This is a genomic window from Lactococcus sp. LG1074, assembly GCF_017309525.1.
Lineage (GTDB): Bacteria > Bacillota > Bacilli > Lactobacillales > Streptococcaceae > Lactococcus > Lactococcus petauri.
In genome coordinates this window covers 777248-793445 of the sequence record NZ_CP071293.1, presented here as the reverse complement: position 1 = coordinate 793445, position 16198 = coordinate 777248, and the positions used below count along the sequence as shown (strand labels likewise).

The following is a 16198-nucleotide window of genomic DNA, read 5'->3' as shown; positions in this document are numbered from 1 at the left end:
CCTCACATGTTTTAGTAGGATATTATTATAGCATATAATATCATGAATCAATTCAAAATAAATTGTGAGGAAAAATATTTCCAAAGAAATGTTAGGAATTTCCTAAAATTGTAATAATCTCTTCAAAGATTTCCGCCTTTTCCTTATATTTTATATCTTAACGCTTTGCTTCTTATAGTTTCGGATCAGCCACCAGCCTAATACACTGAAGACAACTGGTCCGGCTATCATTGAGATAATATCCGAATAAACACTTCCCAAAGGAATTTCAGCTGGCGCTTGGAGATAATTTATGACGGGTTCAATAATTGTAAAGAAGTCCGCCAGAATAATCATCAGCGCTGCAATCCAAGAGATGCCAATAGCAAAGGATTGATTTTTCATAATCGTGAAAGGTTTCTCGATCGCCTGATTTTTCTTGAATTTGATATAAGCAAAGACGATAAAGACATAGGGAAGACTAGAAGCAATATTACTCATGTTAGTAATGACTAGGAAGAATTTATCTGCTGCTCCCTTATTGATGAGTGAAATTCCCATATTCAATAAAATCATTAGAGTCACAATGATGAATTGAGCTTTCATAGCATTTTTAGGCACACCATTTTCTATTTTTCCAAGTTTTCCTGGCCACACTTTTTCCGGTGTCCCCTCCATCAGTTGTTTAAGGGGAGAATAAATCAAAGTAAAGAGTGCACCTATAAGAGTGAGAAACATCGAGAGACCTACATAACGAGCAAAAACTGTTCCCCAAGTATGTACAGCACCAGATGATAGATTGAAGGATTCTGCCAGTTTTTCACCCAGCTGCTGCATCATAAAATAAGTAATATTACCTTGGTTGACTGAACCATCCATAATCCCCGGAATCCAGTCTTTATCAAAATTAATGAAAAAACCTGTACAAAGAATCATGAAAGAATAACCAATGCCAATAATGGCTGCCGAAAGTAAGATACCTTTAGGAAAGTTCTTTTTCGGTTCCACTGTTTCATCAACCAGTCCTCCCACGGATTCTACTCCGGCGTAGGCAAAAATAGCATATACTAAGAAAGCAATAAAAGTAACAAAACTTGTAGGTTGCAATGTTGGATTTGGTGTTGAAATCAAGGATTTTATCGTTAAGGGCGTTGCAGGCTGAAAACCACTTTTAGCTAAAATAATAAAGGCACCGATGATGAGAATAAAATTAAGTGAAACAACAGCAATACCTCCAACTGAGGCCACTTTTTTTATGGTTTCAAGCCCTCTAAGCGAAATGAACGTCACGAGAAACATGATAAGAATGGCCAAAAGTGACACAATAACTGTGCTTGGTAAGATTGTTGTACCAAAAATCATGTTCGATATAGGTACAAGTATCCTGTTACCTACAGAGACAAACCAGATAACCCATGACATGTACCACATCAAAGTACCAACCATGGCAAAGGATGGCCCCACTGATTTTTCCATCCATGTATAAATACCACCTTTCTCAGCATTAAAAGCAGAACCAAATTCAGTGACCATTAAAGAAAATGGGATGAAAAAGACTAAGGCACTAATAATATACCAAATGATTGATCCGTAGCCCATTTGAAAAAAGGCGAGCGGAACATTCCCAAAGCCATACACCGATGTAAAAATCATCAGGGCTAAAGAAATTGCTGTTAATTTATTTTTTTTTAGTTGCGACATTTTCTTCCTCTTTATGTATTTCTTTGGATTTATTATACAGCTATATGTATATTTATGCAAGAATTTATTAATAAACTGCAGTAAGTATGAATATCAATAAAATGCTTTTCTATTGTCTCTCCTTGAATCGGCATAAAAAAATAGAGTAAAATACTCTATTTTTTTACTAGAAGGTAAATGCTGGATTAAAAACCCCTCTATATGGCTCATGTTCAACATAGACCACAATATCCTTACCAGCTGCATCTTTCCCCATACGTTTGTAAGTAAATTTTTGAGAATTTAGCTCAGTGATTTCTAATACTGCACCGTATTTATTTTGACCAATAGAAACATGACTTCTAATTTTATTTTTGAAAATCACATCAAAGTAACCAAAATCACCACGGGTATTGCCTGTATTGACATCGAAAAATTCATATTTGCTAGTTTGTGCATCAAATTTCGCAAGACTAATAAACATCTGGTTTTCTTTTGTCACGTCATTACCTTGCTCATCACGTACTACTGTACCATGCCATAAGGTACTACCAAGAATTTGACTGCCGGGCTTTGACTTCACAATTTTGCCTGTTTGAGTATGCAATTTTTCACGACCATGTGTAAATTTAAGATTTTTCGCCTTATAGGGTACATGTTCGACATATACTTCGACAGATTGACCATTTTTATCGACACCCATTCGTTTGTAAGTAAATTTGTGGTGATTCAACTCTGTGATATCAACGACAGCTTGATAGTTTTGTGTCGCAGAGATGAGAACACGTTTTGTACCATCATTTGTTACGAAAAATGTTCCTTCATCACCTCTTGTTTTTCCGGTTGTCTTATCAAAAAATTCATAGTAACCTGCTTTGCTGTCATACTTTGCAAGGCCGATAAAGTTACTATTTTCTTTTGTTAAATCATTGCCCTGCGCATCATAAACTTTTGTGCCTTGCCAGTTTGTCTGTGACAATGTTTTTTCATATTGATTTCCTAATGAAGAATCGTTTTTATGTGAAGATGAATGTTGAGACACCTGATTGGCTTGGGTCGAGTGATCTGACACATAAGTATCTGCAAAGACACCAAGTGCTAAGACAGATGAGAACAATACTATTTTTTGAACTTTCATAAGATAATCTCCTTTTTTATTGTATAATTTATTATAGCAAGCAAATATAAACTCCAAATGGCTAAATTATGAACAAATTATAAACTTTTAGCATTTGGTTGAGAAAGAGCTATATGACAATAAAACATAGATTTATCACAACTTACATCAGTGCTATCGCAGTGACATTAGTTTCTGTGTTCTTAATTTTCTCTGTTGTATCTTACAGTACTTTGGGTAAGATTCCTTCTATTAAAAATATTTACAGTATGTTAACGACAAACCAGCCTCTCTCAGAGCAAGAAAAGCAAAGTTTTCTGACTTTGTAAACATTGGTAAAAAGTTCGCCAAATCTTCTTGAGCCTCCTTTAAAGGACGAAGCCAAAGATATTATTCAGAGCATCGAAAAGCAAAATATTAATATCGTCATTCGCAAAGGCAATAATGTCCTCTATCATTCCGAAGAGCTGAAAGCTTCTTCACTTCGGGTTCATATGCCTGAGTTCGACGAAAGCAATCTTAATCCGACAGGCACGATGGATAACAATGGACGTTTTTATAATTACATCAAGTACAGCTTTAGATATGAAGACGGGACTTTTGGTGATTTTCTAATTTTAAAAAGACAAACTAACTTATTTGAGTTTTTCATTCGTTGGGGCATCTGGATGATTCTGTTCATTCTCATTTTATCTGCTCTTATTTTCTGGTTTATCAGTAAGCGGCTTTCAAAAACCGTCATCAATCCCTTAGTTACTCTAGAAAAAAATGCCCGCTATCTGGTCGAACAGAATAATATACTTACGGAAAATCCATTTACTGATGATTCAAAGGGTGCAAAAGAGGTTGAACAGCTAAAAGAAAGTTTGTACCAGATGTGGACGGATCTTCAATCTGCACGTCTGGTTCAGAAAAAGTATGAAGAAAATCGCAAAGAACTGATTGCCAACATCTCGCATGATCTTAAAACACCGATAACTTCAATCCTTGGTTATGTCGAAGGTTTGCAGGAAAACATTGCTCAGACGCCAGAAAAACGAGCACTTTATTTGGCAACCATCCATGAAAAGAGCTTGGTACTCAATGAACTTATCGATGAACTCTTCCTTTACTCGAAGCTAGATATGGATAGTGTCAACTTAAGTTTTAGCAAAATCGACTTTACCTTCTATATTCAGAAGTTTGAATCCGAAATTGCAAGACACGAAAATGTCAATGTTATCCTGCAGCTCCCACAAGATGAACTTCCTGTGCTGTTGGATACAGCTTACTTTGACCGAGTTATGCAAAACCTCATCCAAAACAGTTTTAAATTTGCCCAAGCAGAGCAGCAGTTAGAGATTATACTCACTTTATTTAAAACCTCAAAAGGTATCCAGTTTATATTTGAAGACAACGGCAGAGGAATTTCACCTGAGGACTTACCTTATATTTTCGATCGTTTATACCGATCTGATAAGTCGCGCACTTCTCAGATAAAAGGCAGTGGTTTAGGGCTGAGTATTGTCAAACAAATCATAGAACAACATCAAGGGTCTGTTCATGCCGAAAGTACTTTAAATAAAGGCACACGTATTATAATAATTCTGCCTAAAGCATAAGGAGTAACAATGAAAGATAAAATTTTAATCATCGAAGACGATGTGAGTATCGCCAACTTACAAAAGGACTATTTGGAAATTAACGGAATGGATGCTGTGATTGAAACAGACGGAACAGCTGGTTTAAACACTGCTCTAAATCTAAATTTTGACTTAATTATCGTGGATATTATGCTTCCTGGGGTTGATGGATTTGAGATTTGTAAAGCAATTCGAAATAAAAAACAAACGCCTATCATGATTGTTTCCGCAAAAAAAGAAGATATTGATAAAATTCGCGGACTTGGCTTGGGTGCTAACGATTATATGATTAAACCATTCAGTCCCAATGAACTGGTGGCACGAGTCAAAGCTCATATCCAGAACTATAAAATTTTAAAGCCTAAAGAAAACTCCGATATTCTTAAGATAGATGACCTTATCATCCACAAGGATTCACATAAGGTTTACGTATTAGACAAAGAAATCATCCTCACGAACAAGGAATTCCAACTGTTGCTCTTTTTAGCCGAACACCCAAATCGAGTATGGAGCAAGGAAAGCTTATTCGAACAAATCTGGGAGATGGATATTTATGATACAGATGTTGCTACTGTTGTTGTTCATATTAAAAGACTAAGAGAAAAATTCAAAAGCGTTCAGTCGCCAACACAGCCTATCGAAACTATTTGGGGCGTGGGCTATCGCTTTAATTTATAATAAAAAACGTTTCTGTCATAAGGACAGAAACGTTTTTTTATTATATTATTTATTTTCCAAGATAACGTTGTTCAAAAGCTTCAAGGCTTTCACCTTCTCGACGTTCAACAACTTTTTCAACAGTCCATAATTCATCATGGCTACGATCACGCATCGTATCTGAAGTATCTAAAGGACGTAAACTTGCTGCTGTACGTGCTTTGACAGCTTCATCTTCTGGGAAGAGATGAGGAGGTAAACTTAAGTCTTTCCCTGCTTCTTCTTTTGATTCGTCAATCCAGAAACCTGAAGTAATTAATGCCTCTTCATAACTGTCGACAGCACCATCACCTGACTCAGCCATATCAAGAGCGCCAATACCTGGTGTAAATGTAGCAATTTCAAACAGAACACCCGGAGCTACACGCACGTATTCGCTAGAGAAGTAGAAACGATCCACCAAGCCAGAATGTGGTAAACGAAAGGCTTGAATACGTTCAATCCAGTAATTTAAAGTTTCAGGATTTGTCGTTCCTAATGCTAAATGATGAATTGTACCGTAGCCTTGATAAGCATAACGCTCATTTTCTTGCGCTTCTTCAATGATCAAAGCTGCACCATTGCCTCCATTGGCTACTTCAAAAAGATGCAAATTATTTTCTTGACCAGCATAACGGAAGCCAAAGACTGTTTCCAAAATAATCCGTAAATTGTAAGTGTCCGTAACTTTCACAAAGACTGGACCCATGCCAATGATTCCATGTTCAGGCGCTACATTTGAGAGAAGCCATGAACGATCCAGTGCAGCATCACCTGTGTTGTCTTGATCGGAAATCAATTGGTATTTTTGACCATCAAAATCTTCAAATTCGAGTGTTTTCTTGCCAAATTTGACATTAATTTCGCCATGTTTAACATGCGCTTTTTCAAAACGCTCTGTCCAGTAAGTAAGAGAAGCGTCACTTGGTACACGAAACGAAGCACGCTCAATATTGTTTGCCCCATGCTTTCCTTTGGGAATATCTTTGAAGTCAAAGAAGGTCATATTTGGACTTTTCCCATCTTCCCCTGTGAAGTAAAGGTGATAAGTCTCATAATCATCTTGATTGACGGTTAATTTTGCCAAACGTAAGCCTAAGATATTTGTAAAAAAGTCATAATTCTTTTGTGCGCTTGATGTGATTGCTGTAACGTGGTGAACTCCACCAAGGATATTTTGTGTTTCAATTTCTGTGTTCATGGGATTTTCCTCTTTTTTTAGTTTTTTTATGATTTTCTCAATTGGAAAGACATGTTCATGTAAGCTTATCTTTTTCTTCATGCTGCTAACCATTTCTTTGCTGCTACAAGTTCATCATTGCTTAGTTGGTGACCAAAACTGGTTTTAAATACTTCCAGCTCACATTCTGTCTTTTGCAAGTCAGAAGAGAGCTCTTCCAGATTTGCTCGACTTACGATAGGATCATTGTCCGCGTGAGTCAGAAAAATTTTACTTTCATCTGCAATTACAGGTTCTTCTATATCGGTAAGTTGCATGGCATGAAAGGCTAAAACTCTATCAAATTGCATTATACCTTTCAGTTGCATATATAGTGCAACATTCGCACCATTAGAATAACCAATTACTGCAAGTCGCGTAAGATCCAGCTGATATTTTTGTCCTAAACGTGTCACTTCTGTAGCTAACCATTGGGCTTCTTGGCTCAGCGATTTCAAGTCAAAATTTTCTTTCGTAAAACCAGGACCTTTGAGTTTAAAGTAGCGGTTTATCCCTTGATCACTGACGCGTCCACGAATGGATAAGAGAGGGTGATTGGGAAATAAGTCTTCAGCCAATGGAATCAGCTGCTCTTCATCACCACCTGTGCTATGCAAAACCAGAACAGGTGCAAGACTCTCATCGCCGGGTTTAAAAATATAGTTGGTCATTTCATTTCCTCTTTCTGATACAGATTAGACTTCCCTATTTTTGATACAGCCTCAACATCGTTTTATGTTTTTTTTTAATTTTCATTTTTTGTTCCTTTTCGTTTACGTTTGTAAACTATATTTGTATTATATCGTTTACTTTTGTAAACGTCAAGTATTTAAGATTATTTTTTCAAAAATTTTTTAGTGACTAAAATCCTGCAACTCACTTTAATTGTCCTTGAATTTTTACTTTTTTTGTTCTTTATCAAGTTTTCACTTACGAAGACACTGTCATTTATGTTATGATATAGTGCACTTAAAAAGAATGGAGAAAAAAAGATGCCTAAAAATTTTAAAGAAGAACTTGTTTTTACCGGATTAATTGCTGGAATGATGGTTTTTGGAATGACCATGTATAATGTTTTTAAAGCCAGCGGTATAAATATGGAAAGTTGGGGAAATGTAGCTACTGGTTTTCCACTCGCTCTACTTGTCGCTGTCATACTTGATCTTGCACTTGTTGGCCCGCTGGCGAAAAAAATTGTCTTTTCTCATATCGAAAAAAAGAACTTACAGCCCTCTCCTGCGCAACTTGGTATTTTTATTTCCTTGTTTATGATTCTAGGAATGGTTACCCTTATGTCTATTTTCGGGATTATCATGGAAGGGACACCAACAACAGATAGTCTGCTTCTCTTGTATGGTAAAACATGGGCATTAAACATTGTCGTTGCACTTCCTCTTCAATTACTTTTGGTCGGTCCAAGTTCACGATTTATATTTGCGAAAATTTATCGTTAAATACCTGAAGAATACTAAAAAGTCCCTTTAAAAGATAAAGGGACTTTTTAGTCAAAAGAAAAAACTCTCCAAGTTGAAGAGTAAATTGAAATTATGAAATTATGTATTTAAATTGTATCAAAAAATTTACACTAGTGGTTAACATTTGTCTATAAATTTTTCTTTTTAAATAAAAAAGCGGTCCATTATTTTTCGACCGCTTCATTTTGCATATTATCATTCTTTTATTTCGTAGAGAGAACGACCAAGATGAAACCAAGTACAAGCCAAATACCAATAGTAATACCTGTAAAACGTTGCATCACAGCCTCAAAACCACGCGCTTTACGTCGTTCAAATAGCTCGCCTGAACCACCTGAAAAAGCATCAGCAGCACCATCTTGTTTAGAAGGTTGCATCAAAATTGAAATAACTAAAATTGCAGAAATAACCAACATAATGACGAGTAAAACGTCGTAAATTACTTTATCCATATATACTTTTCTTCCTTAATCAGAATTACACTAATAAGATTATAACACATTTGTTACTAGAATACGAACGATAAAAACAAAAAAGAACGGCAGTAATGCACGTTCTTTTTTGTTTAACCTTCTACATATTTGTAAGCTTCTTGAGCTGCTTGGGCTCCATCACCTACTGCAGTAGTAATTTGGCGGAAATCTTTTTTACGAACATCACCAACGGCAAAGATACCTGGAATGCTTGTCTTCATCGTAGCATCTGTGATAATCCAACCTTCTTCATCTGTAATACCTAAATCACGAGCAAATTCAGATACAGCATCCAAACCTACATAGATAAAGAGACCACCGAAGTTGGCTTCTGTAACTTCACCTGTCTTAACGTTTTTATAACGTACAGATTCAATTTTACGTTCATCACCTTTGATTTCTTCAAGAACAGAATCCCATATAAATTTTATTTTATCGTTAGCAAAGGCGCGTTCTTGAATAATTTTTTGCGCGCGTAATTCGTCGCGGCGATGCATAATTGTTACTGTTTTACCAAAGCGAGTTAAGAAAATGGCTTCTTCAACAGCGGAATCACCACCACCAACAACCAAGATATCTTGATCACGGAAGAATGCACCATCACAGACAGCACAGTAAGATACACCACGGGCACCGTATTCTTCTTCTCCAGGAACTCCTAACTTACGGTGATTTGCTCCTGTCGCAATGATGATTGATTTTGTTTCAAATACTTCTTCTTCAGTGTTGATTGTTTTAGTTGCACCATTATCAACGATTGATGTGACAAAGCCATAAGCATTTTCAACACCAAGATCAGCTAAAGGCTCATACATTTTCATTGAAAGTTCAGGACCCATGATTTGACCATAGCCTGGGTAGTTTTCAATTTCTGCTGTATTATTCATTTGCCCGCCCGGAACACCTCGTTCCAAAAGCAAGGTTTTCATTTCACTTCTAGCGCTGTACATAGCTGCGGTCATGCCTGCAGGCCCTGCACCGATAACTACTACATCGTAAATTTTTTCTGTCATAATTCACCTCTTCAAGTATAGAACCATTATAAATTCTCTTTTGATTATTTGCCATTATTTTGATTTACAATCATCTGATTCTTAAAATAATCAGTATACCAACAACTGCAAAACTCAAAATCGGAATCGTCAAAATATCCACCAAAATAATGTCAAATAAACGATTGCGCCAGACATTTCGGGATTTATGATGATTACGGATCCAATAGATAAAACCGTACAAAAGACTGAGTAAACCTACAACTAAAAAAGAAATGAGTAAACCTTTAAGATAAAACTGTAAAACTAAATTAATCATTTGAACTTCCTATATCAATGGTTTTAACATGACGAGAGAGAAACTCACTCGTCCGCGGATTTTTAGGATGATGGAACACTTCCTCAGGGCTACCTTCTTCAATGATTTTACCCTTTTCAAGGAAGAGTACTTTTGTAGCAACATTATAGACAAAGTCCATCTCATGACTCACCAAAACCATTGTTTGTTTATTTTTAGCTGCATTGAGAATAGTGTCTTGCACCTCGCCAACAAGTTCCGGATCAAGCGCTGATGTCGGCTCATCAAGCAAGAGTAAAGTTGGCTGCATTGCCATCGCTCGTGCTATTCCTACACGCTGTTTTTGACCGCCGGATAAGAATTTTGGATAGTAATCCATACGATCTTCAAGACCGACTTTTCTTAAATTTTCCTCAGCTAGCTTCTGTGCTTCTGCTTTGGGAATTTTCTTAACTTGAATTAAACCTTCCATCACATTTTGGAGGGCTGTACGACGTTCAAAGAGATTGAACTGCTGGAAGACCATTCCTGTTTTGCGACGAAGCTCAAGAATTTCTTGTTTACTGATATGTTCAAAGTCGACTTTAAAACTATCAATTTCTAACTGTCCACTGTCTGCTTCTTCCAGATAATTAATAGAGCGTAAAAATGTTGACTTACCGGCACCTGATGCACCAATAAGCGCAATGACATCACCTTCATTAATTTCCAGATTAAGATTGTCAAGAACAACATTACCTGCAAAAGATTTACTTAAATTTGAAATTTTTATCATTTGTTGGTCACCCCATTATCAAAAGGATTGCGTCCAAGTGAGATTTTCCGCGCTGCTTTAGGCATTTTTATTTCCAGTTTGCTTTCAATCTTACGAATCAAGATTTCCAGAACGATACAGATTGGCCAGTAAATTAAGGCCAGAGCTAAATAGGTTTCAAAAAGACGGAAGGTTGAACCACCGATAATTTGAGCTTGAGCGGTCATTTCGACTACACCAGCAACAAAAGCGAGTGAAGTTGATTTGAGTAAGCCAATCAAAGCATTCCCTAATGGCGCTGTTGCAACAGAAGCTGCTTCAGGTAAGGTTACACGCCAAAAAACTTGAAAATTTGTCATCCCCAGGGAGCGTGCTGCTTCGATTTGACCTTTATCTACTGATTGAATGGCTGAGCGGATTGTTTCTGAATTATAAGCGCCTTCGTTAAGGGCAAAAGCCACAATCACAAAGAGCATAGCAGGAACCGAGTTAACTGTATAATTTGTTCCGTAATTCATATTGATTGCTTTAAGAATCAAGGGAATCCCTGTATAAGTTAAATAAAGTTGTACCAAAATTGGTGTCCCACGTGTAAAGGAAACAAACAAGGCACGTAACTGGTCTAAAATAGGAATTTTATTTATTCTGACAAGTGCAAGGAGCAACCCCAAAATGAGACCAAAGAACATTGCGATAAGTGTCATCTGCAATGAAATAGGAATCATTTTAATGATTGGTACAAAGGCTGCTGTAAAGTCTTTCCAACTAAAAATTTTGGTGAAAAACATCGTCCAAAATTCGTCAAAACTATATTGCCCTTGCATGATCAAAAAGGGAAGCATAGGCAAAATAATCAACAGGAGCAAAACTCCCAAGCCTAAAATTATTTTTTTATTTTTATTCATTTTTATTCTCTTCATCAAAGAAAGCTGTCTGAACCCCTCACTCGTGCCACAAGCATTTGTGTGTGAGAGACTCAGGGACAGCTTTTACACTACTCCTACTATTATACAAGAAACTAAAAATTTTTTCTTGTCTGTGAAATATTTATTTAAATTTGCTTGCTTCAGGTACAAAATCTCCATCAAAGAATTTTTCTGAAAGTTTTTTCAAGGTACCATCTTTTTCAAGCTCCGCAAGTACTTTGTTGACTTTAGATTGAAGTTCTTTGCCAGCATCATCTTTTGCAAAGAGGAAATACTCATAACCGTCATGTTCAGGATCACCTGTTGAAGTATCGATATCTTGAATTTTCAAGCTGTCAAATCCTTGATCCTTAATACTTGATTGCAGAGAAATTTTATCATAAAGCATGAAATCAATCTTCCCAGATTCAATCTGGTTAAAGCGTGTATTGATAGATGTGCTATCTGAAGAGTAGCTGATATTTATTTTCTTATCTGGATGCGCATTGTTCCAATCATTGATAATCTTTGTATAGTTAGAAGCTGGATTACCGATTGTACTTTTACCTGCAAGATCTTCTAGGGTTTTATAATCACCGTCTTTCGTTAATACTGCATTATTCGATTTAGAAATTGGTGATGAAAAATTATATTTTTCTGCACGTTCTTTTGACCAACCAAAATCATTGGCTCCCATCTGATAACGACCACTGTCCAAACCTGGAACAATCCCAGAAAAGTCAACCGCTTGATACGTTACTTTATATTCAGGTAACTTATCAAAGACAGCACGTGCAACCTCAATGTCATATCCTGTTAAATTTCCTTGATTATCAGAATAGGTAAAGGGTTTAGTTGCTCCATCTGTAGCTACAACAATCTCCGTTTGCTTGGTTTTTGATTCTTCTTTACTTGATGAACCACCATTACTGCAAGCAGCTAAAGCTCCTGCGGCGATAAGCGAAACGAGCGCGAGTGAAAGCTTCAGTGACTTTTTCATAGTAATGTTCTCCTTAATTTTTTGATATTTAAAGTTTATCACGCTCCCTATTGGTTTGTCATATTATTTGTTTATCGAGGGGTTAAGATTTTTTTATAGCGGAATTTTATTTATTTAATATCAGCAAACAAAAAAGTTATCCGTAAAAAAGGATAACTATTTCTCTTTATTTCCAGATTGGTTGCCATGTAATGCCAAATTTGTCAGTGATCCAGGCACATTTACGAATATCTCCTACAGCTTCCGGCCCCATCATCACGCTTCCTTGGTCTACTAAAGCTGCAAAGATTTCATCAAATTCAGCCTCGGTCGCACAGTCCAGAAGAAGGGAATTTGACCAATTTGGTGTTGGTGCTGCATATTCTTTTTGCATATCAAGAAAGAAAAGTTCTGTCCCTTTTATTTCCAAACTCCCATATAAAACAAGTTCTTCTTTCAGCTCAGAAAAAGCTGGACTTTCATGATAAAACTCCATCCGTATAATCTTTGTGTCTGGCAAAACTTGAGCATAAAAAGTCATCGCTTCCTTGGCCTTACCATTTAATGTAATAAAAGGGGTGAGTTTTGCTTTTACCATCGTTCTCCTTTGCTTAAAACAAACCAGTGATTTTCCCAGTTTCGTCAATATCCATATTTAAAGCCGCTGGTTTTTTAGGTAAGCCAGGCATAGTCATCACGTCACCCAACAAGGCCACGATAAATCCTGCTCCAATCTTTGGTACCAACTCACGCACGGTAACTTCAAAGCCTTCTGGTGCTGCCAGAAGTTTAGGATTATCAGAAAATGAATATTGTGTCTTCGCCATACAAACAGGCAACTTATCCCAACCATTCTCCTCAATTTCTGTTAATTGACGCGCTGCTTTTGCAGAAAAATTAACTTTCTTGCCACCATAAATTTGTGTCACAACTGTTGTAATCTTGCTCTCTACCGATGCTTCTAAATCATAAAGATAATGGAACTCTCTTGCTTCATGCGTGAAAATACTTGTTAGTTTTTCGGCTAAATCAATTCCACCTGCGCCGCCCTTTTCAAAGACTTGTGTCAAACTCACAGAAACACCTTCTGCTTCAACAAGTCGTGTTAACTCAGCTATTTCCGCCTCAGTATCACTGGCAAATTGATTAATGGCTACAACGATTGGCGCACCATAGCTCGCCATATTTTTAATATGGCGTTTCAGATTTGCAAAGCCTTGGGTAACGGCTGCAACATTTTCGCCAGTTAGTTCCGTTTTAGCTACACCACCATGCATTTTCAATGCACGAAGAGTAGCAACAATTACAATAGCATCAGGGGTTTTTCCCAGTTGACGTGTTTTGATATCAAGGAATTTTTCGCCGCCTAAATCTGCTCCAAATCCAGCCTCTGTAATAGTTACATCTGCTAATTTTAAGGCTGTTTTTGTGGCTAAAACAGAGTTACAGCCGTGAGCAATATTGGCAAAAGGACCGCCATGTACTAATACGGGTGTCCCTTCAATAGTTTGGGCCAGATTTGGCTTAAGTGCATCTTTCAATAGGACTGTAATTGCACCTTCAATCTCTAAATCACCCACAGTGACCGGCTGACGATCATAAGTATAAGCCACAACAATACGTGAAAGACGTTCTTTCAAATCTGTCAATGAGGTAGCCAAACATAAAACAGCCATAATCTCACTGGCTACCGTGATATCAAAACCGTCCTCACGGGGCACACCATTAACTACACTGCCTAAGCCAGCAACGATATGACGAAGCTCGCGGTCATTCATATCTAAGACACGTTTCCAAACAACACGACGACTATCGATGTTTAGAGCATTTCCTTGGAAGATATGATTATCTAAAAGTGCTGCAATAGCATTATTCGCTGTTGTCATGGCATGAATATCGCCTGTGAAATGCAAGTTAATATCTTCCATCGGAAGAACTTGAGCATATCCTCCACCTGTTGCACCACCTTTTATCCCCATCACAGGGCCCAATGAAGGTTCACGTAGCGCCACCATTACCTTTTGGTTCAAGCGTGCAAAGGCATCTGCTAGTCCAACTGTCACCGTTGATTTTCCTTCACCAGCAGGAGTTGGGTTAATGGATGTAACCAAGACAAGTTTTCCCTCAGCATTATCCTCAAACTTTTTAAGGCTTTCGAGTGGTATTTTTGCTTTATATTTTCCGTAAAGTTCGATATCTTCAAAACTTAAACCAATTTTTTCAGCGACGTTTGTGATAGCTTCCATCTTGCATTCTTGTGCAATTTCGATATCTGTTTTCATCTTTTAAATAACTCCCTAATCTCCATAACTTTCTTATCATTTTAACAGAAACATCTGGAAATTTCCTTTGCAAATGCTAAATTTAATAATTTTACCCTTTCAATGTTCGGCTTTAACTTTTACTTTCTCCTAAACAATAAGTGTTTCAAGCCCTACACGCATCATATCAGTAAAGGTAGTTTGACGTTCTTCTGAACTTGTTGACTCTCCTGTCACTAGACTATCAGAGATGGTCATGATTCCTAATGTTTGGACATTATGTTTTGCACCCAAATAATAAAGAGCTGCTGCTTCCATCTCTACTGCTTTTACGCCCAATTTACCTATAGCCAGCGTATCAATATCACTGTAGAATAAGTCAGCCGAAAGAACATTTCCTACATGGGTTGGAATATTTAAGTTTTTCGCAATGTGATAGGCCTTATCTAACAAATCAAAATCAGCAATTTGCGGCAAATCAAACTGTGGCCAGTCATTTTTAATAATGCGTGAAGTTGTGGCAGCGCCTTGTGCCAAGACTAAATCTCGTACATGAACATCTTCATTTAGCGCACCTGCTGTGCCTACTCGGATCAATTTTTTCACGCCGTATTCGGTGATTAATTCATGTGCATAGATGGAGATTGATGGCATTCCCATGCCTGTTCCCATAACTGAGATACGGTGTCCTTTATAAGTCCCTGTATAGCCCAACATGCCTCGCACATTATTAAATTGTTGAGCATCCTCGAGAAAATTTTCAGCAATAAACTTGGCACGCAATGGATCGCCTGGCAAGAGGATTTTATCTGCAATTTGACCTTTTTTAGCTTCGATATGAACTGACATAGTTACTCCTTATGTTTAGGTTATTTTGGTGCCAGCTTTCTTCACTAAAAAAAGAAAACGCTAACACGTTTTCTCTTATTTTATCACATTTTCACTAAAACATTCTTAACAAGTGTTTTAAATGTTTCTTTCACACGTTCTGTTGTCTCAACAACTTCAGCGTGATTAAGTTCACTTTGCATTCCTGCAGCTAAGTTAGTAATGCATGAAATACCTAGAACACGCATTCCGGAATGAACAGCCACAATAACTTCAGGAACAGTTGACATACCTACGGCTGAAGCTCCCATCGTGCGAGCCATATGAATTTCTGCTGGTGTTTCGTAAGTAGGTCCGGTGAAGCCCATGTAGACCCCTTCTTGAACTTTAGCTGACATTTCTGCTGCTGTTTCCTTAACAAGCTCTTGATAGGCTTTGTCGTAGGCTTGTGACATATCTGGGAAACGTGGACCGATTTCATCGTCATTAGGACCAATCAATGGGTTTGTTCCCATGAAGTTGATATGATCGTTGATGATCATCAAGTCGCCAGGTGCGAAGTCTTTATTTACTCCACCTGCAGCATTGGTAACAATAATTGATGGTGTACCAAGAGCTGAGAACACACGTACAGGATAAGTCACAACTTCCATTGTATTTCCTTCATAGAAGTGGAAACGCCCTTGCATAGCAATAACTTTCTTACCAGATAAATCACCATAAACGAGTTGTCCAGCATGACCAACAACTGTTGAAACAGGGAAGTGAGGGATTGTTTCATATTTGATAATAACAGGATTTTCAATTTCTCCTGCTAATTCTCCCAAACCTGATCCTAAGATAAGAGCGACATCAATAGCGCCAACACCTTGATCTTTGAGGTATTTTGTCGTTTCAGCTAACTTCATTTTCAATTCCAT

18 protein-coding genes are annotated in these 16198 nt (G+C 37.3%); 4 read left to right on the top strand and 14 right to left on the bottom strand.

The genetic code is table 11. The features are described from left to right. Positions 1–150: 150 nt before the first annotated feature. Complete coding sequence (yjeM, locus tag J0J36_RS03980) at positions 151–1680, bottom strand: glutamate/gamma-aminobutyrate family transporter YjeM (RefSeq protein ID WP_019291899.1); 1530 nt, start codon at positions 1678–1680, stop codon at positions 151–153. Between the two features lie 166 nt (positions 1681–1846). After that, a complete protein-coding gene (locus J0J36_RS03975) occupies positions 1847–2797 on the bottom strand; it encodes a DUF4822 domain-containing protein (RefSeq protein WP_019291900.1) in 951 nt (316 codons plus the stop codon). Positions 2798–2910: 113 nt separating this feature from the next. On the opposite strand from J0J36_RS03975, the gene J0J36_RS03970 reads away from it, so the two are divergent. Genes J0J36_RS03970 through J0J36_RS03960 form a run of 3 tightly spaced genes read left to right on the top strand, consistent with a single transcriptional unit; the run spans position 2911 to position 5076 of the window. Next, positions 2911–3105 (top strand): hypothetical protein, encoded by a 195-nt coding sequence (locus tag J0J36_RS03970; protein ID WP_029346132.1) that lies wholly within the window; start codon positions 2911–2913, stop codon positions 3103–3105. A gap of 3 nt (positions 3106–3108) precedes the next feature. After that, a complete protein-coding gene (locus J0J36_RS03965; protein ID WP_153924692.1) occupies positions 3109–4377 on the top strand; it encodes a cell wall metabolism sensor histidine kinase WalK in 1269 nt (422 codons plus the stop codon). A 9-nt stretch (positions 4378–4386) separates the two neighbouring features. Continuing rightward, on the top strand, positions 4387–5076 hold the full coding sequence (locus J0J36_RS03960; RefSeq protein ID WP_019291902.1) for a response regulator transcription factor: 690 nt from the start codon (positions 4387–4389) through the stop codon (positions 5074–5076). Positions 5077–5125: 49 nt separating this feature from the next. On the opposite strand, the gene J0J36_RS03955 is transcribed toward J0J36_RS03960, so the two are convergent. Both J0J36_RS03955 and J0J36_RS03950 read right to left on the bottom strand, forming a co-directional pair. Further along, positions 5126–6295, bottom strand: a complete 1170-nt coding sequence (locus J0J36_RS03955; protein ID WP_206886789.1) for a VOC family protein — start codon at positions 6293–6295, stop codon at positions 5126–5128. A gap of 77 nt (positions 6296–6372) precedes the next feature. Next, positions 6373–6984 (bottom strand): alpha/beta hydrolase, encoded by a 612-nt coding sequence (locus J0J36_RS03950; protein WP_019292115.1) that lies wholly within the window; start codon positions 6982–6984, stop codon positions 6373–6375. 321 nt (positions 6985–7305) lie between these two features. Here J0J36_RS03950 and J0J36_RS03945 point away from each other — a divergent pair, with 321 nt between their 5' ends. Then, the gene (locus J0J36_RS03945; RefSeq protein WP_019292116.1) at positions 7306–7767 is read left to right on the top strand and encodes a DUF2798 domain-containing protein; all 462 of its coding nucleotides are present in this window, start codon (positions 7306–7308) and stop codon (positions 7765–7767) included. Positions 7768–7991: 224 nt separating this feature from the next. Here J0J36_RS03945 and secG read toward each other — a convergent pair whose 3' ends face one another. From secG to J0J36_RS03895, 10 genes are all read right to left on the bottom strand, one after another. Then, the gene (gene secG, locus J0J36_RS03940; RefSeq protein ID WP_004258115.1) at positions 7992–8240 is read right to left on the bottom strand and encodes a preprotein translocase subunit SecG; all 249 of its coding nucleotides are present in this window, start codon (positions 8238–8240) and stop codon (positions 7992–7994) included. 113 nt (positions 8241–8353) lie between these two features. Continuing rightward, entirely contained in the window at positions 8354–9274 is a 921-nt protein-coding gene (gene trxB / locus J0J36_RS03935; RefSeq protein WP_153924689.1) for a thioredoxin-disulfide reductase, read from the bottom strand. A 70-nt stretch (positions 9275–9344) separates the two neighbouring features. Then, entirely contained in the window at positions 9345–9572 is a 228-nt protein-coding gene (locus J0J36_RS03930) for a DUF4059 family protein (protein ID WP_019292117.1), read from the bottom strand. After that, positions 9565–10326 carry an amino acid ABC transporter ATP-binding protein gene (locus J0J36_RS03925; protein ID WP_153924686.1) on the bottom strand — a complete coding sequence of 254 codons (762 nt, stop codon included), beginning with the start codon at positions 10324–10326 and terminating at the stop codon, positions 9565–9567. The genes J0J36_RS03930 and J0J36_RS03925 overlap by 8 nt, the downstream gene beginning before the upstream one ends. Continuing rightward, positions 10323–11210, bottom strand: coding sequence for an amino acid ABC transporter permease (locus J0J36_RS03920; RefSeq protein ID WP_004258125.1), 888 nt, complete (start codon positions 11208–11210; stop codon positions 10323–10325). Before J0J36_RS03920 ends, J0J36_RS03925 begins: the two co-directional genes overlap by 4 nt. 142 nt (positions 11211–11352) lie before the next feature. Next, the gene (locus tag J0J36_RS03915) at positions 11353–12210 is read right to left on the bottom strand and encodes an amino acid ABC transporter substrate-binding protein (protein WP_019292120.1); all 858 of its coding nucleotides are present in this window, start codon (positions 12208–12210) and stop codon (positions 11353–11355) included. A gap of 166 nt (positions 12211–12376) precedes the next feature. Beyond that, positions 12377–12787, bottom strand: a complete 411-nt coding sequence (locus tag J0J36_RS03910) for a VOC family protein (protein ID WP_019292121.1) — start codon at positions 12785–12787, stop codon at positions 12377–12379. Between the two features lie 13 nt (positions 12788–12800). Then, positions 12801–14471, bottom strand: coding sequence for a formate--tetrahydrofolate ligase (locus J0J36_RS03905; RefSeq protein WP_153924683.1), 1671 nt, complete (start codon positions 14469–14471; stop codon positions 12801–12803). 129 nt (positions 14472–14600) lie between these two features. Beyond that, a complete protein-coding gene (deoD, locus tag J0J36_RS03900) occupies positions 14601–15299 on the bottom strand; it encodes a purine-nucleoside phosphorylase (RefSeq protein ID WP_019292123.1) in 699 nt (232 codons plus the stop codon). An 83-nt stretch (positions 15300–15382) separates the two neighbouring features. Beyond that, positions 15383–16198, bottom strand: a complete 816-nt coding sequence (locus tag J0J36_RS03895; RefSeq protein ID WP_019292124.1) for a purine-nucleoside phosphorylase — start codon at positions 16196–16198, stop codon at positions 15383–15385.

Coding starts and splice junctions, on each gene's coding strand:
- yjeM (WP_019291899.1), bottom strand. CDS start 1,680: ATGTCGCAACTAAAAAAAAATAAATTAACAGCAATTTCTTTAGCCCTG.
- J0J36_RS03975 (WP_019291900.1), bottom strand. CDS start 2,797: ATGAAAGTTCAAAAAATAGTATTGTTCTCATCTGTCTTAGCACTTGGT.
- J0J36_RS03970 (WP_029346132.1), top strand. CDS start 2,911: ATGACAATAAAACATAGATTTATCACAACTTACATCAGTGCTATCGCA.
- J0J36_RS03960 (WP_019291902.1), top strand. CDS start 4,387: ATGAAAGATAAAATTTTAATCATCGAAGACGATGTGAGTATCGCCAAC.
- J0J36_RS03955 (WP_206886789.1), bottom strand. CDS start 6,295: ATGAACACAGAAATTGAAACACAAAATATCCTTGGTGGAGTTCACCAC.
- J0J36_RS03950 (WP_019292115.1), bottom strand. CDS start 6,984: ATGACCAACTATATTTTTAAACCCGGCGATGAGAGTCTTGCACCTGTT.
- J0J36_RS03945 (WP_019292116.1), top strand. CDS start 7,306: ATGCCTAAAAATTTTAAAGAAGAACTTGTTTTTACCGGATTAATTGCT.
- secG (WP_004258115.1), bottom strand. CDS start 8,240: ATGGATAAAGTAATTTACGACGTTTTACTCGTCATTATGTTGGTTATT.
- trxB (WP_153924689.1), bottom strand. CDS start 9,274: ATGACAGAAAAAATTTACGATGTAGTAGTTATCGGTGCAGGGCCTGCA.
- J0J36_RS03930 (WP_019292117.1), bottom strand. CDS start 9,572: ATGATTAATTTAGTTTTACAGTTTTATCTTAAAGGTTTACTCATTTCT.
- J0J36_RS03925 (WP_153924686.1), bottom strand. CDS start 10,326: ATGATAAAAATTTCAAATTTAAGTAAATCTTTTGCAGGTAATGTTGTT.
- J0J36_RS03920 (WP_004258125.1), bottom strand. CDS start 11,210: ATGAATAAAAATAAAAAAATAATTTTAGGCTTGGGAGTTTTGCTCCTG.
- J0J36_RS03915 (WP_019292120.1), bottom strand. CDS start 12,210: ATGAAAAAGTCACTGAAGCTTTCACTCGCGCTCGTTTCGCTTATCGCC.
- J0J36_RS03910 (WP_019292121.1), bottom strand. CDS start 12,787: ATGGTAAAAGCAAAACTCACCCCTTTTATTACATTAAATGGTAAGGCC.
- J0J36_RS03905 (WP_153924683.1), bottom strand. CDS start 14,471: ATGAAAACAGATATCGAAATTGCACAAGAATGCAAGATGGAAGCTATC.
- deoD (WP_019292123.1), bottom strand. CDS start 15,299: ATGTCAGTTCATATCGAAGCTAAAAAAGGTCAAATTGCAGATAAAATC.
- J0J36_RS03895 (WP_019292124.1), bottom strand. CDS start 16,198: ATGGAATTGAAAATGAAGTTAGCTGAAACGACAAAATACCTCAAAGAT.